This window comes from Helicobacter mastomyrinus (assembly GCF_039555295.1).
GTDB classification, from domain to species: domain Bacteria; phylum Campylobacterota; class Campylobacteria; order Campylobacterales; family Helicobacteraceae; genus Helicobacter_C; species Helicobacter_C mastomyrinus.
Window position 1 is genome coordinate 1351016 of sequence record NZ_CP145316.1, and the last position, 25107, is coordinate 1376122.

Annotated in this window: 21 protein-coding genes; 14 read left to right on the forward strand and 7 right to left on the reverse strand. The window is 39.2% G+C overall.

All coding sequences use genetic code 11. The features are described 5' to 3' along the window. Window positions 1-1051: 1051 nt before the first annotated feature. Both V3I05_RS06825 and V3I05_RS06830 read right to left on the reverse strand, forming a co-directional pair. The gene (locus tag V3I05_RS06825; RefSeq protein ID WP_343353074.1) at window positions 1052-2152 is read right to left on the reverse strand and encodes a P-loop NTPase; all 1101 of its coding nucleotides are present in this window, start codon (window positions 2150-2152) and stop codon (window positions 1052-1054) included. A 94-nt stretch (window positions 2153-2246) separates the two neighbouring features. After that, the gene (locus tag V3I05_RS06830) at window positions 2247-2639 is read right to left on the reverse strand and encodes a DoxX family protein (RefSeq protein ID WP_343353076.1); all 393 of its coding nucleotides are present in this window, start codon (window positions 2637-2639) and stop codon (window positions 2247-2249) included. Between the two features lie 320 nt (window positions 2640-2959). Between V3I05_RS06830 and V3I05_RS06835 the strand changes: the two genes are divergently transcribed. From V3I05_RS06835 to V3I05_RS06845, 3 genes are all read left to right on the forward strand, one after another. Next, window positions 2960-3238: a DUF362 domain-containing protein gene (locus V3I05_RS06835; protein WP_300448590.1), complete on the forward strand. Its 279-nt coding sequence runs from the start codon at window positions 2960-2962 to the stop codon at window positions 3236-3238. Window positions 3239-3520: 282 nt separating this feature from the next. Next, a complete protein-coding gene (locus V3I05_RS06840) occupies window positions 3521-4582 on the forward strand; it encodes an AI-2E family transporter (RefSeq protein WP_295699600.1) in 1062 nt (353 codons plus the stop codon). Between the two features lie 71 nt (window positions 4583-4653). Continuing rightward, window positions 4654-5289 (forward strand): HAD family hydrolase, encoded by a 636-nt coding sequence (locus V3I05_RS06845; protein ID WP_295699598.1) that lies wholly within the window; start codon window positions 4654-4656, stop codon window positions 5287-5289. Window positions 5290-5302: 13 nt separating this feature from the next. On the opposite strand, the gene V3I05_RS06850 is transcribed toward V3I05_RS06845, so the two are convergent. The 5 genes from V3I05_RS06850 to gyrA form a co-directional block, all read right to left on the reverse strand. Beyond that, complete coding sequence (locus tag V3I05_RS06850) at window positions 5303-6676, reverse strand: UDP-glucose/GDP-mannose dehydrogenase family protein (RefSeq protein WP_343353079.1); 1374 nt, start codon at window positions 6674-6676, stop codon at window positions 5303-5305. Between the two features lie 9 nt (window positions 6677-6685). After that, complete coding sequence (locus tag V3I05_RS06855) at window positions 6686-7237, reverse strand: hypothetical protein (RefSeq protein WP_343353081.1); 552 nt, start codon at window positions 7235-7237, stop codon at window positions 6686-6688. A gap of 267 nt (window positions 7238-7504) precedes the next feature. Beyond that, window positions 7505-8827, reverse strand: coding sequence for a sigma-54 dependent transcriptional regulator (locus V3I05_RS06860; RefSeq protein ID WP_343353083.1), 1323 nt, complete (start codon window positions 8825-8827; stop codon window positions 7505-7507). Then, window positions 8824-9339 (reverse strand): hypothetical protein, encoded by a 516-nt coding sequence (locus V3I05_RS06865; protein WP_343353085.1) that lies wholly within the window; start codon window positions 9337-9339, stop codon window positions 8824-8826. The genes V3I05_RS06860 and V3I05_RS06865 overlap by 4 nt, the downstream gene beginning before the upstream one ends. Beyond that, window positions 9302-11779 (reverse strand): DNA topoisomerase (ATP-hydrolyzing) subunit A, encoded by a 2478-nt coding sequence (gene gyrA, locus V3I05_RS06870; RefSeq protein ID WP_343353087.1) that lies wholly within the window; start codon window positions 11777-11779, stop codon window positions 9302-9304. Before gyrA ends, V3I05_RS06865 begins: the two co-directional genes overlap by 38 nt. A gap of 112 nt (window positions 11780-11891) precedes the next feature. Between gyrA and V3I05_RS06875 the strand changes: the two genes are divergently transcribed. From V3I05_RS06875 to cas9, 11 genes are all read left to right on the forward strand, one after another. Further along, entirely contained in the window at window positions 11892-12512 is a 621-nt protein-coding gene (locus tag V3I05_RS06875) for a LysE family translocator (RefSeq protein WP_300448613.1), read from the forward strand. 160 nt (window positions 12513-12672) lie between these two features. Beyond that, window positions 12673-13383, forward strand: a complete 711-nt coding sequence (gene pyrH / locus V3I05_RS06880) for a UMP kinase (RefSeq protein WP_295699583.1) — start codon at window positions 12673-12675, stop codon at window positions 13381-13383. 77 nt (window positions 13384-13460) lie between these two features. Continuing rightward, complete coding sequence (locus V3I05_RS06885; protein ID WP_295699581.1) at window positions 13461-13685, forward strand: DNA-directed RNA polymerase subunit omega; 225 nt, start codon at window positions 13461-13463, stop codon at window positions 13683-13685. 9 nt (window positions 13686-13694) lie between these two features. Further along, window positions 13695-15845 (forward strand): RelA/SpoT family protein, encoded by a 2151-nt coding sequence (locus V3I05_RS06890; protein WP_300448618.1) that lies wholly within the window; start codon window positions 13695-13697, stop codon window positions 15843-15845. A gap of 11 nt (window positions 15846-15856) precedes the next feature. Continuing rightward, window positions 15857-17074 carry a tyrosine--tRNA ligase gene (gene tyrS / locus V3I05_RS06895; RefSeq protein WP_300451575.1) on the forward strand — a complete coding sequence of 406 codons (1218 nt, stop codon included), beginning with the start codon at window positions 15857-15859 and terminating at the stop codon, window positions 17072-17074. Beyond that, window positions 17074-18159 (forward strand): nitronate monooxygenase, encoded by a 1086-nt coding sequence (locus V3I05_RS06900; protein ID WP_300448624.1) that lies wholly within the window; start codon window positions 17074-17076, stop codon window positions 18157-18159. The genes tyrS and V3I05_RS06900 overlap by 1 nt, the downstream gene beginning before the upstream one ends. An 8-nt stretch (window positions 18160-18167) precedes the next feature. Further along, on the forward strand, window positions 18168-19382 hold the full coding sequence (locus tag V3I05_RS06905; protein WP_343353090.1) for an N-acetylmuramoyl-L-alanine amidase: 1215 nt from the start codon (window positions 18168-18170) through the stop codon (window positions 19380-19382). 17 nt (window positions 19383-19399) lie between these two features. After that, window positions 19400-20257 (forward strand): hypothetical protein, encoded by an 858-nt coding sequence (locus tag V3I05_RS06910; RefSeq protein WP_300451581.1) that lies wholly within the window; start codon window positions 19400-19402, stop codon window positions 20255-20257. Between the two features lie 3 nt (window positions 20258-20260). Continuing rightward, window positions 20261-20977 carry a 1-(5-phosphoribosyl)-5-[(5-phosphoribosylamino)methylideneamino]imidazole-4-carboxamide isomerase gene (gene hisA, locus V3I05_RS06915; RefSeq protein ID WP_295699570.1) on the forward strand — a complete coding sequence of 239 codons (717 nt, stop codon included), beginning with the start codon at window positions 20261-20263 and terminating at the stop codon, window positions 20975-20977. A 507-nt stretch (window positions 20978-21484) separates the two neighbouring features. Beyond that, on the forward strand, window positions 21485-21946 hold the full coding sequence (locus V3I05_RS06920; RefSeq protein WP_295699568.1) for a DMT family transporter: 462 nt from the start codon (window positions 21485-21487) through the stop codon (window positions 21944-21946). Window positions 21947-22028: 82 nt separating this feature from the next. Next, window positions 22029-25106 carry a type II CRISPR RNA-guided endonuclease Cas9 gene (gene cas9, locus V3I05_RS06925; RefSeq protein ID WP_343353091.1) on the forward strand — a complete coding sequence of 1026 codons (3078 nt, stop codon included), beginning with the start codon at window positions 22029-22031 and terminating at the stop codon, window positions 25104-25106. The last annotated feature ends 1 nt before the right edge of the window (window position 25107 follow it).

Sequence of the window (25107 nt, forward strand, 5' to 3'; positions counted from 1 at the left end):
AAGTTTGTTATCGAAGATAAAGTATTCCCCCTTACATTAACAGCTTGCCCAACGTTGGTCGATGTGAGTGTTCCAGCGTTTGTGAAGGTTGTTTAAGGAAAATGTAGATTTTATAATGTGATATAATTGGAGTAGAGGTTGCCCTAAGAGGGTGAGCAGTATATCTGCGAACACCTCTTAAGCGTAGCTTATAGTAACCTCCTTCAAAAAAGGAGGTTACTATGGATAAGATTGTTCAAAGAATCTTAGTAATAATCTTACTGTTAAGTTTATTAATAGTCAAGTGTTACTAAGATAGTCCAAACGCTCACTTTTAGCTTGAGGGTGAGCGTATCTTATCCTACCTCTTATCAAGCTCTTGTATTACTACACCGCAAACTAATTCTTTAAGCTATTTATGGACATACTGCCCACCCCTTATAGAAACAAAGAAAATAGACTAGAGATTCTCTAGCCTATTCTGGCTACTACATAGTCTTGTTTTGTGTGCAGTCAAATCTCCACTTCACCATTCAATCCCGAAGGGATTTAATCTCGCAAAGGGCGATAGCCCTTGAGGACAAAAGGATACACTTATAACCGCATTTCATTTGGTTATCAAGTGAGATTCTAAGGTTAGAATCTCTAGTCTATTATGCCTTTGCTATTGCAGCTAAAGCTGCCGCAAGGGTCTTGCTTTGCAGATATAAAATCTGCTTCGCGCCTAAAGTTATTAACTTATGACTAAGACGTTCTCTTTTCATCATACGCACTTGTGCTGATCCACACTTGCAAGTTAGTTTTTAAGGTAGAGATTTTCTAGCCTATTTTAGCTACGTTGTAGTAGCTAAAGCTGCTACATATACATAGTCTTGCTTCACGCGATATAAAATGCACACTTACGCCCTAAAGGGTAGAGTTGTAACCGCTATCGCGTTTATCATACGCACAAAGTGTTCGCTGGATTACCTTCTCACTCGACATTTAAGCCCATCTCCTACAAATAAGAATAGAATTTATCAAGCAAGTTTTATACGGGTTTTGGTGGCTTTACCTCTTGAAGCCCTATAGACTAATGTTTCATTTGTGTAGGCTGAATGTCCTTATTATCGGCAAGATTTTGATTTTGCACCTTGTCTAAAAATGTCGCTAATCGTGCAGCAGCTTGCATATAGCTTTGCGCTCCTTTAGAATCTGGCTCAAAAAATGTTATAGGTTTTCCATTATCGCCACCCTCACGCACTTTTGGCTCAAGCGGCACTTGGGCTAACATTATTGTCCCATAGTTTTGAGCGAGTGCTTCACTCGTGCCTTTGCCAAAAATATCATATTCCTCGCCGCAATTTGGGCAAATAAACCCACTCATATTTTCGATAATCCCTGCGATTGGGATTTTAAGCTTATCAAACATATCTAAACTTCGCGCACTATCATCAAGGCTTACCTTTTGTGGTGTGGTAACGATAACCCCCGCACTCACGGGCACACTTTGCGCTAAGGTAAGCTGCGCGTCTCCCGTGCCCGGAGGCATATCAATCACAAGCATATCAAGATTGCTCCATAGCACATCTGTGAGCATTTGTTCAATCGCTCGCATAATCATAGGACCACGCCATATAAGGCTCTGCCCCTCATCATATAGCACACCCATACTCATCATCTCTACACCAAAGGCTTTGAGCGGGATAAGCTTTTTTTGTGCTTCATCGACTTGGGCTTTATTTGCATTTAGTCCAAGCATTCTAGGGATATTAGGACCATAAATATCTGCATCAAGCAGTCCTACCCTTTTGCCCTGCTGTGCTAGAGCAATGGCAAGATTCACAGAAGTAGTGGATTTCCCCACGCCACCCTTACCCGAGCTTACCATCACAAAATGCTTGATATGAGGGGCGATATTTTTTGCTTGCGGTTCTTTAGTCGGTGGGGCTTTAGGGGGATTAATCTCTATTTCTAGGGTTTTATTTTCCGCGATACCCTTAAGATTCTCGCTTATGTCTTGCTTTAATTTTTCCTTGACTTCAGGCACACTTGAGGGTATATCCACACGGATAAAGATTGAATCTGCTTCAATTTTAATGTCTTTGACAAAGCCAAAGCTCACAATATCCTTTGAAAAATTTGGGTAAATGACCTTGCTTAAAACCTTGCTAATCTCTTCTTGTGTCGGCATACTTTTATCCTTTTATTAAGATGTTTGAAAACATTGTGTAAGTGAGTGTTTAGTCCCACCTTATCAATAAAGTGGGGATTATGATAAGTAAAGCTTAACTTCTAAAGCTCACGCCATATTTGCCCCCACCAATGAGCGCAAGGGCAATGCAGGGGAGCATAAAGAGCAGTTGAGATTCTATCACCCACGCCCCTTGATTATTAAGTGCGAAAATATCAAATCCCTGCACTGAATAAATCGCCACAACCATACCCAAAGCCTCTACGATAGCCGCTATACGCACTTGATAGCCTATGAGTATCATAATAGGCGCAAGCACTTCAGTGATATACACACCATAGGCAAGGAATCCGGGTAATCCTTGATCTGCTATCAAGCTTTCTACCCCTCCTACACCATTAAGAATCTTGTGAATCCCGTGAAAGAGCATAAGCCCACCTACGCATAAACGTAATATGAACTTTCCTAAATCTTGATTATAAGGCATATCTGTCCTTTTTGTTTGATGTTAAACCGCGCAAGTATATAAAACTTTAGGCGATTTTTGATTAACCAAAATAATAGTTTTTATTTGATAATAATCTTAAATCTATATTGTATTGTTTGTAGTTTTCTTTACCTTTTTGATAGCTGTCAATAAAAAATAAATAAACCCTACAATGCCCTTCTCCCTATATAGCTTTAATATGGGGGCATTAAGGCTTAGGCAAAATATAGATTCTTATTTTTATGTATTTTTTAAGATTAAAATCATTATACTTCGTGCTGGGTTTTACCCATATTAAAACAACAAATAAGGGAGAAATTATGGCTGTAAAGATTACAGATATTTGCATTGCTTGTGGTTCGTGCATTGATGAATGCCCTGTAAGTGCGATTGTCGATGATGATGATAATCCCACAGGTGAAAGCATTTATTATGTGTATGCAGACAAGTGTGTGGAGTGTGTAGGACATAATGAAGCACCTGCTTGTGCTAATGCTTGTCCTACTGATGGTTGTATCGTGTGGAGTGATTTAGGCAATCAAAATCGCTCAAATATCGGTGCAGATATGAGAGATGGCTCACACCCTGTTGTAGCCTAGTCTCATTAACTAAAGTGCTACATAATCTTGATCTTGCAAGTGAAGGGTAAGGCTTACACTTGCACTATGTAGCCTTTTATAAAAAAGGCATACCCCCCCCCGCCTCCATAGTTTCTGTTGAATTCCCTCTCACTCCATAGCTACAACATCTCATAAAGATAAAAATTAACTTGCTTCTCCCCATAATAGCCATAAAGTCTATTGGTTTTATGCGCATAAGAGATACCTATTAAGATTCTCTAAGTAGAATCATTTTTGAATTTACACCACAAAGGGCTTTAAGTGAAGGCGATTACATTTTTTTGGCTTGTGTTTGGCGTAAGCGCGTATGCTATGTATTACATATATGAAGCGTATCTAATGGATATTCTCATTGCGCTTTTAATCTCTATCGCCACATTTGGCTTATATAATTATCTTGCAAGATTTATCAAATATCCTGTGATTTGCTCCTTTATTAGTGTGTGTATATTGGTGCTCTTTCTTGTAGTGCCTTTGTTTTTCTTGCTTAAAAGTCTCATTGCCTCCGCTACTGAACTCGCGCTTAATCCCGCCGCTTTTAGTGCCTTCATCGATGGGAGCAAGGCGCAGATTCTTGCACTTTTTGATTCTTTCCCTGATGTGAAAGCAAAGTTAAGCGATGTCCTAAGCAGCATTTCTGCCTCATCGATTCTAAGCTATGTGCTGAATTTTAGCTCTGCCCTTGGCAAATCAAGCTTGGGATTTATGATAGATACGGGATTTATTATCGTATTTTTATTTTTTTATTTTCTTTATGGCAAGGAAGCCTATGCTTATATTATCGAGCTTATACCTTTTGAAAATACGCAAATTGCATCAGTGCTAAGTGAGGTAACAAATACCATTAAGGTTGTGTTCTATACTTCTATTCTTAATATCGTTTTGCAGGGCTTTGCCTTTGGCGCGATGATTGTATTTTTTGGCTATGATGGCGTGTTTTGCGGTATGCTCTATGGACTTGCCTCGATTGTGCCTATTGTGGGCGGGGCTTTGGTGTGGCTACCGCTTGCAGGATATGAATTTTATTTAGGACATACGCAAAATGCTATTATCATCGCCCTATATGCCCTTATCGTGTGTGCGGTGGTGATTGATAATGTGATTAAGCCTATTTTGATTGGTATCATTAATAAAAAGATTCTCAAAACCTCAGTCAAAATCAATGAATTGCTTATATTCTTTGCTATTTTAGCAGGGCTTACAAGCTTAGGATTCTGGGGGATTATCATCGGTCCTGCCATCACTGCGTTTTTTATCTCACTTTTAAGAATCTATCGCAAGCAAACTTCCAAAGAGCCTATTGAAAGCAATCATAAGCTTTGAGATTGAAGAAGAGAGTATGACAATAAGCTTTCTTTTGCTACAATCTTTAAAGTTTTGCAAAAAGGAATAATATGCTCAATGTGATTTTTGATATGGACGGCACACTCATTGATAGCGAGGATTGTATATGTGCAGCGGTAAATGCTATTAGAAAGGATAGGAATCTAGCACCTTTAGAATATGAGTTTATCAAACAAACTGCACATACGCCCAATGTGTCGTGTGCGAAAGTATTTTATGAGATAGATGATTTTGCTTTCCCTAGCTATAAGGTAGGCTTTGAATCATATTTTGATAAAGCCTATAATGATGGAGCAAGGCTTTTTGAGGGTGTGGAGTGGCTTTTAAGAGAATGCAAGAAAAGGGGCTATTCTTTAGCCATTGCTTCAAATGCGCCGCAGCATACATTGGGAGGGATTTTAGAGCAGCATAAGATTTTTGCATTTTTTGATAGTATCTTAGGTGCACAAATAGGTATAGAATCGAAGCCAAGCCCAATGATGATACATAAGATTCTGCAAAATGCGCCATTTGAAAAAAGTGCATTTGTGGGTAATGGTGCGAAAGATAGAGGCGCGGCTAAGAATGCGGGGATTCCATACCTACACGCAAAATGGGGGGCTAACCCTAGCACATTGCAAAAGGACGAGTTTGACAGCGCACAAAAGCTTTTAGCAATGCTTGAAAAAGTGGCAGAGGCTATTTGAGCAGAGGTTTAAGCTAATTGCTTACTCCTATTTGATAATAGCTAAAGCCCTTATTTGCAAGTTGGCAATGCTGATAGATATTGCGCCCATCAAAAATGATAGGATTGTTTAAAAGCTTTTTTATCTCCTCAAAGTCTGGACTTCTAAACTCCCTCCATTCTGTCAAAAGCACTAATGCCTCGCAGCCCTTCAAGGCGTCATATTTGCTTGATTCTAAAGTGATAGAATTAAGCTTATCTTTAAAATAAAATTGAGCTTGAGCTTGTGCCTTTGGGTCATATGCTTTGACTTTTGCCCCTCTCTTTAGCAGCTCACGCACTAGGACAAGAGAGCTTGCCTCGCGCATATCATCAGTTTCAGGCTTAAAGCTAAGCCCCCATACAGCAAAGCTTTTGCCCTCTAGCTTTTCCCCAAAATGCCGCATAATCTTTTCTACCAAAAGCATTTTTTGGGATTCATTGACATTTTGCACTGCTTTTAGAATCTGCGCTTCATAGCCATAATTTGCTGCACTTTTCTCTAATGCTCTTACATCTTTGGGGAAGCAGCTCCCGCCATAGCCGCAGCCCGGATAAATAAAGCTATATCCAATGCGAGAATCCGAGCCAATCCCCAAGCGCACATCATTGATATTTGCCCCCACACGCTCACAGATTTGACTCATTTCATTGATGAAGCTAATCTTTGTCGCAAGCATCGCGTTTGCGGCGTATTTTGTCATCTCTGCGGATTCTATTCCCATCGCGATTAATCTATCGCTTTTGAGCAAAAATGGCGCATACAGGGTTTTCATCACTTCTAGCGCACGATTAGAATCTGTTCCTATCACCACTCTATCGGGACTCATAAAATCTTTAATCGCTACACCCTCTTTTAAAAATTCAGGATTGCTTACCACATCAAAAGCTTGTGTAGATGTGGCACTTGAGCTTTGAGAATCTCCATTAATAGGCGTAATGCCACGATTTTGTAGGGCAGATTCTATAATCTTGCGGACTTTCCTCGCACTGCCCACAGGCACGGTGCTTTTATCTACGACTACGACATAGCTAGATTCTATATATGTGCCTATATCTGCAGCCACGCTCTCCACATAGGATAAATCCGCGCTGCCATCTTCGCCCATAGGTGTGCCTACCGCAATGAAAATCACCTCCGCATTTTGCAGGGCAAACTTTTTATCCGTGGTAAAATGCAATGTCTCTAGTGCGACATTTTCTTTTATCATTGATTCTAAGCCCGGCTCATAGATGGGAATCTCCCCTCTAAGTAAGCGCTCAATCTTTTGAGAATCTACATCTAAGCAAATGACCTTATTTCCCATTTGCGCAAAGCACGTCCCTGCCACAAGCCCCACATATCCGCTACCAACGATAGCAACTAGCACTCTTACTCCTTAGTTTGGCATATTTGAGAGATTAGCAAAAATCGTCCTAAAGGAACGTTTGAGGACATCTTCCTTTTGTTCTTGTGTGATTTGCACATCTTCGCCCAAGCCAAGATATTTTTTCTCACTTAGTTTTAATGTGCTTGTTGCCTTTTGCTGAATGGTATTTGTCTTTTTATAGAGATTAAACTGCACATCGCTTTTAAGCGTTACATTGTCTTTAGAGCTTACAATGCTTGTATCTTCCTTTGTCTGTTCTATACCTAGGTTATATTTGACATCAAGCCTATATGTCGTATCGCTTGATTTTGATTGTATGTTAAAACAACCGTTATCGATTAGAGATTTTTCCAAAATGCTTTTAAATTCCTCTGCGGGCAATACATTGCCTTTGCTTGATTCTATTTTACCTAAGATGATATCATATTGAGGTGTATTACACACTTGAGCGATTTGAATGTTAGATTCAGCCATATTGGGCGAACTTGAGAAGCAGCCACTCATTATAACCGCAGCTCCAAGCAGAGTAAGATATGGTAGAACAAGATATGATGTTTTCATTTCAACTCCTAAAAATAAATATGTTTGAGTGATTGTATAACAAAATAAAAAATAAAGATGACACAGAATTCTATTACACTTTGTGAAATGCAACTCTTGGCATTTGAAAACATAGGTTTTTACTTTGCTTTTCATTCATATTAATAAAAAGCAAAGCGCTCTCCTTGCTATAAAGAAGATGGGCTCAATATCACTTTATTATTTTGGCTGTTTATATTTTGTTAAGTGCAAAAGTAGATTGAAGCGCAAATAGCTAGGAAAGAGTCCCTATGAGATTCCATATCGGGCGATTTTATGCTTTAAAAGCTCTAGATTCATACCCAATATATCACTCGTCCTTTGCAAGTCATTTTGAGATTCTAAAAGTGTTTGTTTAATGAGCTTCTTTTCAAGCTCAGCGATACTGCTTTTTTCCGCTGTGTTACTCACGCCACCAAGTGCCTTTGCGCGACTTTCTAAAAATAAATCTTTTGGAGTTATCTCCTCCCCATCGCTTAAAATCCCCGCCCTCTCCACAACAGAAAGCAACTCACGCACATTACCATACCATTCATAGGCTAAAAGCGCCTCTTTAGCCTCACTGGAAAACCGCTTTTTGGGGAGATTGTATTGCTCGCATACAGATTCTAGCTTCCACTCGCTAATAGGCAAAATCTCTTCCTTGCGCTCTTTGAGTGGAGGGATAGATAAAGGTATGGTTTGCAATCGAAAGAATAAATCCTCCCTAAACTCATTTTTAGCGATTTTTGCGTGTATATCGGCATTCGTAGCGGAGATAAAGCGCACGTCAATTTTGATAGGCTTTGAGCTACCAAGCCGTGTAAGGCTTTTCTCTTGCAGGACACGTAAAAGCTTTGCCTGAAGGGTTAAGGGCATTTCACCAATCTCATCTAAAAATACACTCCCTCCATTAGCGTCCTCTAAAATCCCCGGTTTAGCACTTGTAGCGTCTGTGAAAGCCCCCTTTTCGTAGCCAAAAAGCTCAGATTCTAAGAGGTGTTCAGGGATTGCTGCCATATTGATAGCGATAAATGGGGCTTGTGCGCGATGAGAATGCCGATGGATAAAGTTTGCAAATACATCTTTGCCTACTCCACTTTGCCCTAAAAGCAGCACACTTGCATCAGTTGTGGCTACCTTTAGCGCAAGAGATTTGACTTCTTCAAGCTTTGGAGAAGAGGCGATAAAATCTTTGTGATTGGTTTTAGAAGCACTAGGCTTATTTGTTTTATGTGCGATTTGGCGGATTTTTGAGCTTCTTTGCAAGGCTTCAATGAGCGTTTCTATTTCAAAACCTTTAATCAAAAAGTCTTTTACGCCCAAACGAATGGATTTAATCGCATTTTGCACAGACGCATTACCGGTAATGACTATTGCCTCATATCGCCCATCAAGCTCCTGCAAAAAGCTCAAGCCGTCCATTTGAGGCATATTAATGTCGGTAATAACAAGTTCAAAGCTATCATCAAGCTTTTTGAGCGCTTCTTTTGGATTCTTAAAGCTTACAACCTCATATTCTTTATAGTCCTCAAACGCTGTTTCTAAGGACTTTCGGTAGTTAATATCATCTTCAACAATGGCTATTTTCATACATTCTCCTTTGAGAGGATATAGACAATAATGCTCTTATCCACAAGTTTTGCACGCACCCGTGTAGGGGCTATCTCTAGCCGCACTCGTGAATTTAGACTATTATTTCTCCCCGCAGTAGATTCACGCACATATACCTCGTGTGCAAATAAGCACTCTAGCATTTGTTCTTTTTCTCGCTTAAGAATGGTGGTGATAAAATAGGGCATATCGTCCATTATAGGATATTTACTCGCGTCAATCTCGCATTCCCCCGCTACTTTATGATTTTTATCCCCTTGATAATTCATCACGTGCGATACAGAGTAGCTCTCACGTTCTGCTAGATTATTCCTACTTGTCATTTTGTAGCTAATAAGAATCTCCACCTCCACATCTTCAAAGCTCTCATTATGGGGTATTTCATCAAGTATATTTGCTCCATATAAGCCTACACAGAGAAATATAGTTATGAGCCAATTACGCATACCCCATTTATGAAAGGATTTGCCCCTCTTCATTATTTGCTTCATCTTCTTGCTGCTCCTTGGGGCAAACATTTGCATAAGCTACTTTATCATTGCCCACATTGACAATTTTCACGCCACTTGTATTGCGTCCGGCTTCTCTAATGGCTTCGGTATCTACACGTATCATCTTACCCGAGCTTGTAAGCACCATCAAATCTGCATTTTCGTCATTGATATTTACGACACTCACGAGATTCCCTGTCTTTGGCGTGAGTTTTTGGACGATGACACCCTTACCTGCACGAGATTGTAAGCGATATTCCCCTGCAAGTGTCTGCTTACCGATACCTCGCTCACTCACGGTAAGCAATTTATCTGTATCGCTTGTAATAGTCGTAGCCGCGATGACATAATCCTCGCTTGCTTTAAATTTAATACCGCTCACCCCACGGCTTACACGTCCTATCTCACGCAGCTCATTGACACTAAAGCGGATACACATACCTTTATATGTGGCAATAAATAGCTCTTTGACATTTGAATCTATAATATGTGCGGTTACTAGCTCATCATTCTCATCAAGATTAATCGCCCTCACACCTACACTGCGGATATTGCCATATTCCTTAAGGTTTGTGCGTTTGACAATCCCATTTTTGGTAAAAAATACAAGCGATTTATCGGCGTTAAAGTCCGTAGTAGTGATAGTTGCCATAATTTTCTCATCGGCTTGAAGATTGATAAGATTTACCACCGCCTTGCCGATGGCTGTGCGCCCAGCTTCGGGAATCTTATAAACTTTAAGCCAATAGAGCTGTCCTTTGTTGGTAACAAACATAATCGTATCGTGCGTATTTGCCACAAAGAAAGATTCTATAAAATCATCATCGTGTGTATTACCACTGATTTTGCCTTTACCTCCGCGATTTTGCTTCTCGTAGGTTTTAAGTAGCACACGTTTGACATAGCCGCGATGGCTCATTGTAACCACAACCTTTTCATTAGGGATTAAATCCTCTATTTCAATCGCATCATAATCTTCCTCAATTTGTGTACGTCTTTTGGAGCTAAATTTTTCCTTTACTTCTAAAAGCTCCTCTTTAATGATACTCTTTAACTTTTCTTCACTTTTGAGGATAGATTCTAAATAGGCAATTTGTGCTTGGAGCTGTGCGTATTCCTCATTAATCTTATCTCGCTCTAAGCCTGTAAGGCGTTGAAGACGCATTTCAAGTATGGCTTTTGCCTGCAATTCACTTAAATTAAATTTACTCACTAGCGCCACTTTAGCATCTTCAGTATCTTTTGAAGAGCGAATAGTCTTAATCACTTCATCGATATTATCAAGGGCGATGATAAGCCCCTCCAAAATATGCGCCCTTGCTTTTGCCTTTTCTAGCTCAAAGATGCTGCGGCGGATAATAATCGTCTTGCGATGGGCAATAAAAATCTGCAAAAGCTCAAGGAGATTAAAAATCTTTGGCTCTTTATTATTGATCGCAAGGAGGATAATGCCAAAGGTGCTTTCCATCGTTGTGGATTTAAAAAGATTATTGAGCACAATCTCACTCATCGCATCGCGTTTGAGTTCAATAACTACCCTAATGCCTTCTCTATCACTCTCATCGCGCACTTCTGCAATGCCATCAATGACCTTTTCTTTTGCTAATTCAGAAATTTGCTCTACAAGCTTTGCTTTATTCACTTGATAGGGCACTTCATCAATCACAATCACATCTTTTGTCTTTGTTTTTTCAATATGCACTTTTGCCCGCACTCGTATGCGCCCCCTGCCCGTACGATACGCCTCTAAGATACCGGATTTGCCATATATAATGCCACCTGTTGGGAAATCTGGTCCCTGCACTATATCAAGCACATCTTCGACATCTTGCGTATTATTATCAATCACAAAAATAAGTGCATCGATTATTTCATCAATGCGATGTGGTGGGATAGAGGTCGCCATACCCACTGCAATACCACTTGAGCCATTTACAAGCAGATTTGGGAATCTTGTAGGCAGCACATCGGGTTCATTGAGCGTATTATCATAATTTGGCACAAACTCCACCGTGTCCTTATCAATATCACGGAGCATTTCCTCGCTTGCAGCTGTCATTCGAGCCTCTGTATAACGCATAGCCGCTGCACTATCGCCATCAATAGAGCCAAAGTTCCCCTGTCCATCGACAAGCTCAAGCCGCATAGAGAAATCTTGCGCCATACGCACAAGCGCGTCATATACTGCTGTATCGCCGTGCGGGTGGTATTTACCAATTACATCACCCACAATTCTTGCACTTTTTTTATAAGGGCGGCGAGGCGAGAGACTAAGCTCATTCATCGCATACAGAATCCTCCTATGCACAGGCTTTAAGCCATCTTTTGCATCAGGTAACGCCCTCCCTACAATCACACTCATTGAATAATCAAGATAACTCTCTTTAATAGAATCATCAATTTTTATGTCTATACTTTTATCTTCTAGTAGGCTTTCCATCGTCGCTCCCATAGTTTTCTAAAGGCTTTATTTTAGCCTATATTGTTTGAAAAAAGACTTATTTTAAAGCAAGAATTGTATAATCACAGACCTTAAGAAATGGATTTGTTTTATGGAATATATAGAAAAAGTCATTCTCCTTTGCTTGATGGGATTTTTTGCTGCTATTACGCCCGGTCCTGATATTTTGCTTACTTTGAAAGTAACGCTTCGTTTTGGTATCTTGCAAGGATTCAAAGTGTTATTGGGTATCGCAAGTGGCTGGATTGTGTATCTAGGCATTATTTACCTAGGATTAGTCCATTGGCTCAATACCTCCATAATGCAGTTTTGCCTAAGCTTTATTGGTGGAAGCTATTTGCTCTATCTAGGCTTTATAATACTTAGCTCCACCCCTCAAACTTATGCTTTAGAATCTGCAGATTCTATCCGCAAAGATGGCTTTTGGCAGGGCTTAATCCTTAATCTCTCCAACCCAAAGGCGATTTTATTTTTCATATTTTTAGTTACGCCATTTATCAATGAAGACATAAAAATAGGTTTAATCGCTCTATGGTGCTCGCTTTTTAGTGCTTTTGTGTGCGTTATCATCTGCGGGAGTGTGGCTCGAGCATATATCAATGCACGTATGTTTATGATAATAGATAGAATCTGTGGGATTTGCTTTGTATGCTTTGCGTGGCTTTTATTCTTTGAATGTGGGGAGCTGGGTGTGAGGCTTTTTGTCCATTAATCACTATTAACTCCTACAAAAGCAATGCAAATCACTTAGCTCAATTTGCTATTTACTTTTGTGAAAGCATTTCAATACAGAATTGTGTTTGCTAACTAAATAAAATCCATAGTTTAAGCTTTTGCGTTAAGATAGCAAACTTAAAATAAAAGGATAGGATATGGGCTATAAACGCGTGTTAGTAAAGTTTTCAGGCGAGGCATTATCGGGTAATAGCGGGTTTGGCATTGATGTGAAAATATTAGAATATATCGCAGGTGAGATTAAAACGCTTGTAGATAATGGCGTGGAAGTAGGTATTGTCATCGGCGGAGGTAATATCATACGTGGTGTATCCGCCGCACAAGGAGGCATTATCCGCCGCACAAGCGGAGATTATATGGGTATGCTTGCCACGGTGATTAATGCAGTGGCTATGCAGGAGGCTTTAGAATATTTAGGCGTAGATGTGCGGGTGCAAAGTGCCATAGAAATCAAAGAAGTGTGTGAAAGCTATATTTATCGCCGTGCTATAAGACATTTAGAGAAGGGACGTGTAGTGGTGTTTGGCTCTGGCACGGGGAATCCATTCTTTACTACCGATAGTGCAGCGACTTTACGTGCGGTGGAAATCGGGGCAGATGTGATTATCAAGGCGACAAAGGTTGATGGTGTTTATGATAAAGATCCACATAAATTTAGCGATGCAAAAATGCTTGAAAGTATTAGCTATGATGAGGCATTGCGCGATCATATTAAGGTGATGGACGATACTGCTATTGCATTGGCTAAGGATAATAAATTGCCGATTTTGGTATGCAATATGTTTAAAAAAGGTAATTTGCTTGATTTAGTGAAGTTTGATAAAGGCATTTGCTCCGTTGTCAAATAGTCTAAAGCAAAATCAAATAAAAAACACGATAGAATCTACAATATTTAATATATTTCTCAAAAAAGTAAAGGATAGCTATGGATACATTACGGACAGAAGAAATTGCTGCAAAAGCTCTTAAAAGGGTGCAAGATGATAGATACATACTTGCAAGCCTTATTTTTGAGCGTGTGAAAGAACTAGGAAATGGTGCAAAACCTTTGGTAGATATGGATATTAAACTCCATAAATTACCTGATATTGCTATGCGCGAAATTGCTGAAGGCAAGATAGAGCTTAGTTCTATTGAGGATAGAAACTAGGGAGAACTTTTGGATTTTTTTGCCCAAATAGCTCAAATTAACGATATAGAATCTGCTATCGCTAGACTTCAATCACTTACAAATATTACGCCTAAAGTGCAAAAAGCCATTGATATGGCAATACAAGCACATCAAGGACAGCTTCGTATAAGTGGAATACCCTATGTGATACACCCATTGTGCGTGGCGTGTATTGTGGCATTCTATGGTGGTGATGAAACAATGCTTTGTGCAGCATTATTACACGATGTAGTAGAGGATACATTATGCTCGCTTGAAGACATAAGGGCAGAATTTGATTGGGACGTGGGACATTTGGTCGATGCACTAACCAAAATCGTAGAGATTCGCAATGAGGAGCTAAGCCATAATCCTAATGATAAGCTTACTGCCTCTGCCCTAAGCTTCCGCAAAATGCTGCTTGCCTCCATAAAAGATATTCGCGCTCTTGTGATTAAGATTAGCGATAGAATGCATAATATGCTCACCCTTGATGCCCTCCCTCCACATAAGCAAAAACGTATCGCAGAAGAAACACTTATGGTATATGCCCCAATCGCTCATAGATTAGGAATCTCTTCGCTTAAAAATGAGCTAGAAGATAGAAGTTTTTTTTATATCTTCCCTAAAGATTACCAAAAAATCGATTCATATATTAGAGAAAATAATCAATCTATTACGCTAAAACTCAATGAATTTACTCAAAAAATTACAACAATTTTATTGCAAAATGGCTTTACACAAAAGGATTTTAGCATTGAAAGTCGCGTGAAACGTTATTACTCTATTTTTCTTAAAATGCAGCGTAAGGGTGTGAGTATCGATGAGATTCTTGATTTGCTCGCTGTTAGAATCATCGTGCCTACAAACTTAGAATGTTATAAAGTATTAGGGCTTTTACATTTGCAGCTAAAGCCTGTGATCTCACGTCTTAAGGATTATATCGCTATTCCTAAAGAAAATGGCTATCAAACAATCCATACGACGATTTTTGAGGGAGCAAGTATCTATGAAGTGCAGATTCGCACTTTTGATATGCATAAATCTGCACAATATGGTGTAGCAGCGCATTGGAAATACAAAAGCGGAGGTATTGAGCCAAATTTAGAATGGCTCAATAATTTGCAATACCAAAATGACACCATTGAGGAGTTTTATGAACTCGCAAAGAATGATTTATATAAAGAAGATATGGTGGTATTTTCTCCTGCGGGAGATATTTATAATCTCCCCGTGCGTGCAGTGGCACTTGATTTTGCTTATGCGGTGCATAGTGATATAGGCGATAATGCCAAAGAAGCCTTTATCAATCATCAAAAAGCCTCCTTACTCCAGCCCCTTAAAAATGGTGATATTGTGCGTATTGTGGTATCTCAAGATGGAGAAAAGCTTAGCCCACGCTGCACGTGGATTGATGCGGTGAAGACTTCTAAAGCAAAAAACCATATACGGATTCAATGCCAGACAAAGCTTAAAGAAATTGATAAAAAAGTAGCACTTCATATCTTACAAACCATTTTTGATAGTTCATTGCAGACTATCAAAACCTATCTTAAAGAGAATAAATTAGATTCTCATATCCATAGAGCCGCCTCGGATTTGGTATTTCTAAAAGAAGTAAAAAATAGCATTAGGGAAAACTTCGCACGTGAGGCAAATTTTTTAGGAAAAATTAAAATCAATATGCTAAAGCTAAAGCCTCTTGTATTTGATAATATCATTGTGCAGACTAATCGCAATATCAATGAAGTGATTTTTGACTACTGCTGCCACCCCAAATATGGCGATAATATTTTAGCGATTAAAACAGCCCAAAAAGCATATATCCATCATAAAATGTGCGAAAGGGCATTAAATGAGATAGAACAAGGAAGCGAAATGCTCTTTGTGCAATGGGCAAATGAGCAAAAAACAACGTATAAAGTAATTGTTGCACTAGAAAATCAACGAGGTGTTTTGGCTCAACTATGTGGTATCTTGGCTAAATATGATTGCAATATCGTAAGCGTGGATTATGATGTGCTTAATCGTCAATTTTCTACCTATTGTGAGATCTGTTTTGAGAGCAAGACAAATGATGTAAAGGAATTAAAAGATTTACTTTACAAAAGATACAAGATTATCGCATTGAGTAATCTCAAAGACGCGTATTCAAGCTAGAAAGGAAAGCAATGAAAACACAAATACAAGAAGCTCTGCAAGAGATTTCACGAGGTTGTGTGGAATTTATAGGGGAGGAGTATATCGCTAGTTTGGTGGAGCGATTCTATACCACAGGGCAGCGCTTTTGTGTCAAAGCTGGATTTGACCCTACTGCGCCGGATTTGCATTTAGGACACACTGTGCTTTTGCAAAAACTTGCGATATTTCAACGTTATGGAGGCGATGTGAAGTTTCTTATCGGGGATTTTACCGCGACTATTGGCGATCCTACTGGAAAGAGCGAGACAAGAAAGCCTCTTAGCAAGGAGCAAGTAGCAGCAAATGCCCTCACATATAAGGAGCAGGTTTTTAAGGTGCTTAATCCTACGCATACAGAGATTTGTTTTAACTCTCAATGGCTTAATGAGCTAGGTGCAGCAGGAATGATTACCCTTACTTCAAAATTTTCCGTTGCACGTATGCTTGAGCGAGATGATTTTACCAAGCGCTACAACAATCAACAACCCATTTCTATGGTGGAATTTATGTATCCGCTTTTACAAGGCTATGATTCTGTGGCGTTAAATTGTGATATTGAGCTAGGAGGCAATGACCAAAAGTTTAATCTCTTGGTAGGGCGGCATTTGCAAAGGGCATATGGTTTAGACAAAGAGCAATCTGTAATGACTATGCCATTATTAGAGGGACTTGATGGCGTGCAGAAAATGAGTAAATCACTGAATAATTATATTGGCGTTACTGAATCTGCAAATACAATGTATGCGAAGATTCTAAGCATAAGTGATGAGATGATGTGGCGATATTATGAACTCCTCTCCTCACTCTCACTGCCCCAAATTGCAGAGATTAAAGAGCGAGTAAGTGCAGGAGAAGCACATCCTAAAGCAGTAAAAGAACAGCTCGCTTTAGAGATAACTACACGTTATCATAACATTGATTTAGCAAAACAAGCTAAAATAGAATTTGACAATGTCTTTAGTAAAAATGAAATTCCCGCTGATATAGCGACATTTAAATGTAATAGTGGTGAGTGGATAGCCAAAGTGCTTGTGATGGCTAAACTTTGTGAATCTACCTCGCAAGCTCGTAGAGATATACGTGCAGGAGCATTGAAAATCAATCAGCAAAAGGTAAATGATGAGAATCTTACTTTATTAGCGGGGGAATACATTATCCAAATTGGCAAAAGACGTTTTGCAAAAGTGATTATTCATAAGGGGATATAATGGGATTAAAACCGCTCAAAATAGGAAAACACACGATTAAATACCCGATTTTTCAAGGGGGTATGGGTGTAGGTATCAGCTGGGATAGACTTGCTGGAAATGTCTCCAAAGAGGGTGCATTAGGCATTATCAGTGCAGTTGGCACAGGATATTATCAAAAAATGCAATTTGTCGAAAAAATTACCAATTCTAAGCCTTTTGAGGCGATTAATTTTTATTCAAAACAAGCTTTAAATGAGATTTTTAAAAATGCACGTAAAATCTGTGGTGATAAGCCCTTAGGAGCAAATATACTCTATGCGATTAATGAATATGGGCGAGTTGTGCGAGATGCGTGTGAAGCGGGGGCGAATATCATTGTAACAGGTGCGGGATTGCCCACCAATATGCCTGAATTTACCAAAAACTTCCCCGATGTAGCCCTTGTGCCTATCGTCTCTTCAGCAAAGGCATTAAGGATTATTTGTAAACGTTGGATGGATAGATATGCAAGAATCCCCGATGCGGTAGTAGTAGAAGGACCTTTGAGTGGCGGACATCAAGGCTTTAGCTATGAGGATTGCTTTAAAGAAGAATATCAGCTTGAAAATGTCCTACCGCAAGTGGTTGATGAAGCGCAAAAATGGGGAAGTATCCCTGTTATAGCCGCTGGAGGTATTTGGGATAGAAACGATATTAATAGAATGATGGCTTTGGGTGCAAGCGGAGTACAGATGGGGACTCGTTGGCTTGGTTCCCAAGAATGCGATGCCATAGCGTATAGAGATTTAATGCCTTCTGTCAAAAAAGAAGATATTGAGCTTGTAAAATCACCTGTGGGCTATCCTGCTCGCGCTGTGAAAACAGGGATTTTTGAAGCAATGGCACAGGGTGATGCACCAAAGATTCGCTGCATTAGCAACTGCGTGTCGCCTTGTCATCGGGGTGTAGAGGCAAAGAAAGTGGGTTATTGTATAGCGGATTCCTTAGGGCGTGGATATATGGGAGATAGAAATTATGGCTTGTATTTTACAGGGGCAAATGGATATAGAATCCAAAAGATTCAGCCTGTGAGGGAAATTATTGCTGAATTGGTCCAAGATTAGAGGCGTGTATGTGGAGGATTGCGGTAAGTTTATGCCTTATAATGATATGTTTATGGGGTGAGCATCGCATTGTGAGAATGGTTCCCTTTGGTGATGGGAGTCTTAAGATTGTTTTTACTCAAGACATTAGCGATTTAACTTGGCAAGTTAAAAAACTACAAGATAATAAGAGTTTTATAGACTTTGAAGCCAATCTCACTATCCCGCGCCGTAATTTTATTTTCAAAGATAATTCCACTTTGCAAGTAGCTCAAAATACCCCACAAATCGTGCGTATAGTGATTACTACACAACCAAAATTAACTTATGAGATTGTAAAGGAAAAAGAGAATCTCTATGTGTTTATTAAACCAAAAACAGACACTAAAGAAGCACAACAAACTAATCTAAAACAGCCCAAAGACACTCCGCAAAAGCAGCCAATAGCAAAGCCCAATGAAAAGAACTCATCCATAAAACCAACTCCTCAAAAGCCCAAAAAAGAGCAAATAGCTCAAGATACTGCACAATCCAAGCAGAATACCCCTGCCCCATCAAAGGTTGGCAATGGTAAAAAGATAGTTGTTGATGCAGGGCATGGTGGTAAGGATTGTGGCACAAAAAGCGTAGAAAATGTGTGCGAGAAAATTATCGTGCTAAGTGTGGCAAAGATTCTCAAAGATGAGCTAAAAAATCGTGGCTATACAGTATATATGACACGCGATAGTGATGTCTATATTGACCTACGTAAGCGCACAGAGTTTGCCAATGCCAAAAATGCAGACTTGTTTATATCCATACACGCAAATTCTATCCCCAAAGATTCAGCTAAAACACCAAGCGGAGTGGAAACATACTTCCTTTCTCCTGCGCGAAGTGAGCGAGCTGAACAAGTAGCCAAAGCAGAAAACCAAGGTGATATAGAGACGATGAGCCACTTTGCAACGCGATCATTTTTGAATACCATTAGTGCTTATCATATTGTCGCTTCACATAAACTTGCTATTGAGATTCAATCTGGCATTCTTAATGAGGTAAGGAGACAGCATAATACGCACGATGGAGCCGTGAGAGAGGGACCATTTTGGGTATTAGCTGGTGCGCTTATGCCTTCTGTTTTAATCGAAATTGGCTATGCATCACATAAGCTTGAGGGAAAACTGATTGCCAAAAAGGAATATCAAAAGCTTGTCGCCATAGGTATGGCTGATGGTATAGATGGATATTTTTTAAGGAATCATTAATACTTTAAGGATAAAGAATGAATCAACCCACACGTATTAGCGTAATCTTCTCGCTTGCTTTTTTCTCGCTTTTTGTTTTTACCAATCTTACATTATTTATTTCACAATTTTCACATTCTTTTTCGCATTTATTTTTAATCTTTATCCGCGATAATCAGCTTTATGACCATTTGAGTATCTTTTTATTTTTATGTGGATTTGTGCTAAGTGGGGCATTTGTGATTCTAAGTAGTTGGTATCATACAAGCAATATCTTGCAGCATATATTTATACTGATTTTAAGTGTTGTGTTTATGTATCTTTTCATTTTGCAAAGCGTATATGTGCCTAAAACGGAAGATATTATGGATATGTTTGCGATTGAGAGAAGCATCTATCATCGTAATTTTTTTGAGCTTGTGAGCGATTATTTGCCACGTATTTTGCTTATTGCTTGTGTATATATATTTTTTGTATATATCCCGTTATTGTTTGAAATTTTCACTATGCGCCCTAGTCACAATAGCCAGCTTGGTAAAATACTTTATGGTATGCGCCCATCGATTAATGTTATCATTGTAATGCTTTTTGGCTTATCGCTGCAGCCCTATTATTTTAGAGATAATATTTATGTGTATTGCGATATTGTCGCTTTTTTAGGAGGTGTAGGACTACTTATATGGGTAATGCTAAAACATAAAGAACTCTTTGGATTCTATGAATATATGAATTCTGCCCTGCTTATTCTCGGCATACTCATTTGCTTCATTTGCACCTCTGTGCTATCTATGTCGGATAATTATTTTAATGCACGTTATACATTTTTGGTCTTAGCATTTGTAGGGTGGTGCGCTGAATGGATGTATAATGATATTGTTAAGCCCATAAAGGAGTAGGTTATGGCACTTGATATTTATCCTGCGATTGATTTAAAAGATGGAAAAGCAGTGAGGCTTTTTAAGGGCAATATGCAGAGTGCTACGATTTATGGTGAAGCATTGGATTTTGCTAAAAAGTTTGCTGATATGGGTGCGAAATATTTGCATATCGTGGATTTAGATGGGGCATTTGCAGGTAAGCCACAAAATCTAAGAGTGATAGAGAATATCGTGCAAAACACAGCACTTAAGGTGCAGCTTGGAGGGGGGATTCGCAATGAGGAAACGATTAGGCTTTACACACAAATGGGGGTGTCAAGGCTCATACTTGGCTCCATAGCACTAACACATTGGGAATTTGTCAAAGAAATGGCACAGGGTTATCCCATAGCTGTGGGTATTGACGCACGTAATGGCAAAGTAGCAGCACAGGGCTGGGCAGAAGAGAGTGCTATGGATTCAAAGGATTTAGCACAACAATTCGCAGGTAGTCCGGTGCAGGCTATTATCTGCACGGATATTAATCGCGATGGGGCATTAAGCGGGATTAATATATCTTTTACCCAAGACGTTGCCTGTCATAGTGGCATTTATACTATTGCAAGTGGAGGATTTGCAAATGTTGATGAACTAGAGATTCTTAATAAGAATCCACATATCAGCGGTGTTATCATAGGAAAAGCATTTTATGAGGGAAAAATTGACCTTAAAAGAGCCTTAAGTATCTATGCTAAATAGAAAAGCACTAAATGCCTTTATATACCCACAGCCTCTAAAAGTAGGGTAGGGCGTAAGTACTTAAGCCAAGATACCCACTTATGCCTTAGCGCTAGTCTATACTTAGACTCATCGCATCAATTTGTTCCTTATAAAAATAGATAAACTCTACCCATTCCTTTATTATTGTGCGATTTATTTTTTATGCAAGTGAGAATTACCTCACTTGTGGGGAGACTAGAGATTCTCTACCTTAAAAACTAACTTGATGAATAAGACAACGTCTTAGTCATCAAGTGTATCCTTTTGTCCTCAAGGGCTATCGCCCTTTGCGAGATTAAATTCCTTCGGGATTGAATGGTGCGAAGCAGATTTTATATTTGCAAAGCAAGACCCTTTGCAAGTGTGGATTAGCACTTCGTGCGAATGTGGCGATTACATCGCAACAGCAAGGGCATAGGAGAGACTAGAAAATCCGCAAAACAACTCTTATGTTATAATCAAAGAAAATCATACAAGGACATAATAATGTTTTATATTATTGCATTTTGCATAGGAGTAGCCCTAGCAATACAGGCACCGATTAATGCGGCTTTGAGCAAATCACTTTCAAATGCTTCTTTAGTTGCTGCTCTTATTTCTTTTAGCATAGGGACATTGTGTTTATGTCTTTTAGCATACGCTTATGGTATGCTCAATACCCATACGCTAAAGGCAACTTTACATCAAGAATGGTGGAAATATTTAGGTGGATTTTTAGGGGCGTTTGCTGTATTTGGCACAATACTTTTATCCCCGAAAATTGGACTTGCTAATATGTTTTTACTCATCATCTTGGGACAGATTCTCACAAGCTCGGTGCTTGATCATTTAGGTGCGTTTGGCTTGCCTATCAAAAGCCTTTCATTGCATAAGATTATAGGCTTGCTTATCATCGTCGCAGGACTTTTTGTATTTTTTTACAAGGATATATTCAAAATTCATACATAACTTGTTTTTCTGTTTCATAATCTCATAAAATAATATACAATAATGAGATTGTATATTAGAATCTTGGCTAAAAGGAACATTAATGAAGGTCTTAGGATTTGATATAGGGATTACAAGCATTGGTTGGGCGTATGTAGAGGGTAATGAGTTGCAAGATTGCGGAGTGAGAATCTTCACCCAAGCAGAAAATCCAAAAACAGGAGCACCTTTAGCATTGCCAAGACGGGAGGCACGAAGCACAAGACGGAGATTAGCACGTAGAAAAGGCAGACTTTATGCCTTAAAACAGCTGATATGCAAGGAATTTGGCTTGAATGTGGATGATTATTTAAGCGATGATGGAGATTTACCAAAGGCTTATGTCAATACCAAAGACACCAAAAGCCCCTATGAATTGCGCACTTTAGCCCTCACACAAAGACTAGAACACAAAGATTTGGCTAGAGTGATATTGCATATCGCTAAACACCGCGGCTATGGGAACAAACACGCAAGGGAAATGGATAATGCTAAGCAAAGTGAAAATGGCAAGATTAAGGCTGCCATTGAAGCAAACAAACGTATTTTGGACGAAAAAGGCTACAAAAGTGTGGGTGAATATCTCTATAAAACATTTTATCAGCAAGAACGAAGTGATAGTGAGAAAAAAGGTAGCACAAATAGTAAAGAATTTCAAAATGTGCGTAATAGAGGCGAAGGTTATTATCAACGTTGTGTAGCACAAAGTGAGCTCAAAGCAGAACTAGAACTGATTTTGCATACACAAAATACATTGGGTGTGAGACTAGCTGAGGATTTTTGCCAAAAAATTATAGATATTGCCTTTTATCAGCGTGAGTTAAAGGATTTTAGCGATAAGGTAGGTAAATGTGTGTTTTATGAGGAGGAAAATCGTGCAGCTAAAAATACTCTAAGTGCGATGGAGTTTATCGCCCTTACACGCATTATTAACACCTTGCAATCTATCAGTAAGCAAAGTGGTGAAGTCTATGGTAAAGATATGATTACACAAATTTTACACATCGTGCTTGAAAAAGGAGAGATAAGCTATAAGGCATTGCGTGAGATATTGCAATTGCCTGAATCTATGCGATTTCCTAAAGATTCTAAACTTGATTATACTAAAGAGTTAAGCGTGGCAGAAAAGGCGGCATTTATTGAGTTTAAGAATTTTAAAGCATTCAAAAAGGCTTTGAGTGGGAGCTTTGATGGGCTTTTACGTATGGATTTAGATGAGATAGCTACATATATCACGCTCATTAAGGATAAGATCAAGCTAAAAAGCGCCCTAGAGCGATATGCTCTCGCTGATACACAAAAAGAATCTTTAAGCACACTAAGCTTTGCAGGGCATATTAACCTTAGCCTCAAGGCATTAGAGCAGATTCTGCCTTTTATGCGGGAGGGGTTAAAATACGATGAGGCTGTGCGACAAGCGGGACTAAAAGAATGGAGAAAGAGGGCGCAAAAAGATAATCTATTATCACCGCTCAATGAATATGAACCTTATTTGGCAAATCCCGTTGTGGCAAGGGCGATGAGTGAGTATCGCAAGGTGCTAAATAGCTTACTTAAGAAATATGGGCAGATGCATAAGATTCATATTGAATTTACACGCGAGGTAGGCAGGAGTTTTAAAGAGCGAAACAATATTATAAAGGAGCAAAGGGAACAATTTGCTAAAAATGAGAAGGCAAAAAAGCAATGTGAGATTCTAGGGCTGCCCCTTAGTGCGATAAATATTCTTAAAGTGAAGCTATGGCTAGAGCAGGGGGAGTTTTGCGTGTATAGTGGGGAGAAAATTACTAGAGCGCATTTACTTAACTCTCAAATACTGCAAATTGACCATATTTACCCTTATTCGCGTAGTTTTGATGATAGCTATTTGAATAAGGTGCTTTGCTTTACGAAGGAAAATCAAAATAAGCACAACAAGACGCCTTTTGAAGCCTTTGGGGGAGATACAAAGAAATGGGAGCAAATCAAAAGCTACTCGCTGAAGCTCCCCAAGCCAAAGCAGCGCAGAATCTGCAATGAACATTTTGTAGAAAAAGAGAGTGGCTTTATCCCTAGGAATCTCAATGACACAAGCTATATTGCAAGGCTTTGTGCGAATTGGACGAAGGATTGCTTAGAATTTTTGCCTTTAAGTGAAAGTGAAGTAACCATCTCCGGAGAAAAGGGCAGCAAAGTGCATATAGAGGTAGTAAGTGGGAATCTCACGGCGATGCTAAGGCATTATTGGGGATTGGGGGAAAAAGATAGGGATAATCACCTCCACCACGCATTTGATGCGATTATTATTGCCTTTAGTAATGCAAAAATGATGAAAGCTTTTAGCGATTTTAAAAAGCAGCGAGAGCTGAATAGAGCGAGATTCTACGCCAAAGAAATGGCAGAGGCTGACTACAAAAAGCAAAAAGTATTTTTTGAGCCTATGGCGTATTTTAGGGAAAGGGTATTGGCAAAGGTGGATCCTATCTTTGTTTCTAAGCCTCCGCGAAAACGTGCTAGAGGGGCATTGCACGAGGAGAAATTTTATTCTTTTGGTGATAAGGCTTTAATGAAACAATATGGCGGACAAAAGGGTATAGAAAAGGCAATAGCACTGGGCAAAATCCGCCGCATTGGCACAAAAATCGTTAAAAATGGCAATATGGTGCGTGTAGATATTTTCAAACATAAGCAAAATGGCAAATTCTATGGTGTGCCTATCTATACAATGGACTTTGCATTAGGAATCTTGCCTAATAAAGCGGTAGTAAGCGGGAAAGACAAGGAGGAAGTCATTAAAGATTGGCTAGAGATGGATAATTCCTACGAATTTTGCTTTAGCCTCTTTAAAGATGATTTAATCTTAGTGCAGAAAAAGGATATGGAAAAGGCAGAATTATGCTACTTTATAAGCTTTGATTCTGCTTTAGCACAGATTCAAGTTGAAAAGCATAATAATAAACTTGAGGGCTTAAGCGACAATGAAAAGTTGCTTTATACCAATGCGACAAAGGAAAAAGTCGTGGGAAAAAGCATAGGGATTCAAAACCTTAAAATTTTTGAAAAATATCAAGTATCCTCTTTGGGTGAAGTGCAAAAGGCAGATTTTACTCCGCGCCAAAATATCGCGCTTAAATTAAGTCCAAAATATAAGAAAAGGGGCTAGA

Bases quoted from the DNA above. Each gene is read 5' to 3' on its own strand.
- V3I05_RS06875 (WP_300448613.1), top strand. From the start codon at position 11,892: ATGGAATATATAGAAAAAGTCATTCTCCTTTGCTTGATGGGATTTTTT.
- V3I05_RS06885 (WP_295699581.1), top strand. From the start codon at position 13,461: ATGGATACATTACGGACAGAAGAAATTGCTGCAAAAGCTCTTAAAAGG.
- V3I05_RS06835 (WP_300448590.1), top strand. From the start codon at position 2,960: ATGGCTGTAAAGATTACAGATATTTGCATTGCTTGTGGTTCGTGCATT.
- V3I05_RS06900 (WP_300448624.1), top strand. From the start codon at position 17,074: ATGGGATTAAAACCGCTCAAAATAGGAAAACACACGATTAAATACCCG.
- V3I05_RS06855 (WP_343353081.1), bottom strand. From the start codon at position 7,237: ATGAAAACATCATATCTTGTTCTACCATATCTTACTCTGCTTGGAGCT.
- pyrH (WP_295699583.1), top strand. From the start codon at position 12,673: ATGGGCTATAAACGCGTGTTAGTAAAGTTTTCAGGCGAGGCATTATCG.
- V3I05_RS06825 (WP_343353074.1), bottom strand. From the start codon at position 2,152: ATGCCGACACAAGAAGAGATTAGCAAGGTTTTAAGCAAGGTCATTTAC.
- V3I05_RS06845 (WP_295699598.1), top strand. From the start codon at position 4,654: ATGCTCAATGTGATTTTTGATATGGACGGCACACTCATTGATAGCGAG.
- hisA (WP_295699570.1), top strand. From the start codon at position 20,261: ATGGCACTTGATATTTATCCTGCGATTGATTTAAAAGATGGAAAAGCA.
- V3I05_RS06860 (WP_343353083.1), bottom strand. From the start codon at position 8,827: ATGAAAATAGCCATTGTTGAAGATGATATTAACTACCGAAAGTCCTTA.
- cas9 (WP_343353091.1), top strand. From the start codon at position 22,029: ATGAAGGTCTTAGGATTTGATATAGGGATTACAAGCATTGGTTGGGCG.
- tyrS (WP_300451575.1), top strand. From the start codon at position 15,857: ATGAAAACACAAATACAAGAAGCTCTGCAAGAGATTTCACGAGGTTGT.
- V3I05_RS06830 (WP_343353076.1), bottom strand. From the start codon at position 2,639: ATGCCTTATAATCAAGATTTAGGAAAGTTCATATTACGTTTATGCGTA.
- V3I05_RS06865 (WP_343353085.1), bottom strand. From the start codon at position 9,339: ATGAAGCAAATAATGAAGAGGGGCAAATCCTTTCATAAATGGGGTATG.
- V3I05_RS06910 (WP_300451581.1), top strand. From the start codon at position 19,400: ATGAATCAACCCACACGTATTAGCGTAATCTTCTCGCTTGCTTTTTTC.
- V3I05_RS06905 (WP_343353090.1), top strand. From the start codon at position 18,168: ATGTGGAGGATTGCGGTAAGTTTATGCCTTATAATGATATGTTTATGG.
- gyrA (WP_343353087.1), bottom strand. From the start codon at position 11,779: ATGGAAAGCCTACTAGAAGATAAAAGTATAGACATAAAAATTGATGAT.
- V3I05_RS06920 (WP_295699568.1), top strand. From the start codon at position 21,485: ATGTTTTATATTATTGCATTTTGCATAGGAGTAGCCCTAGCAATACAG.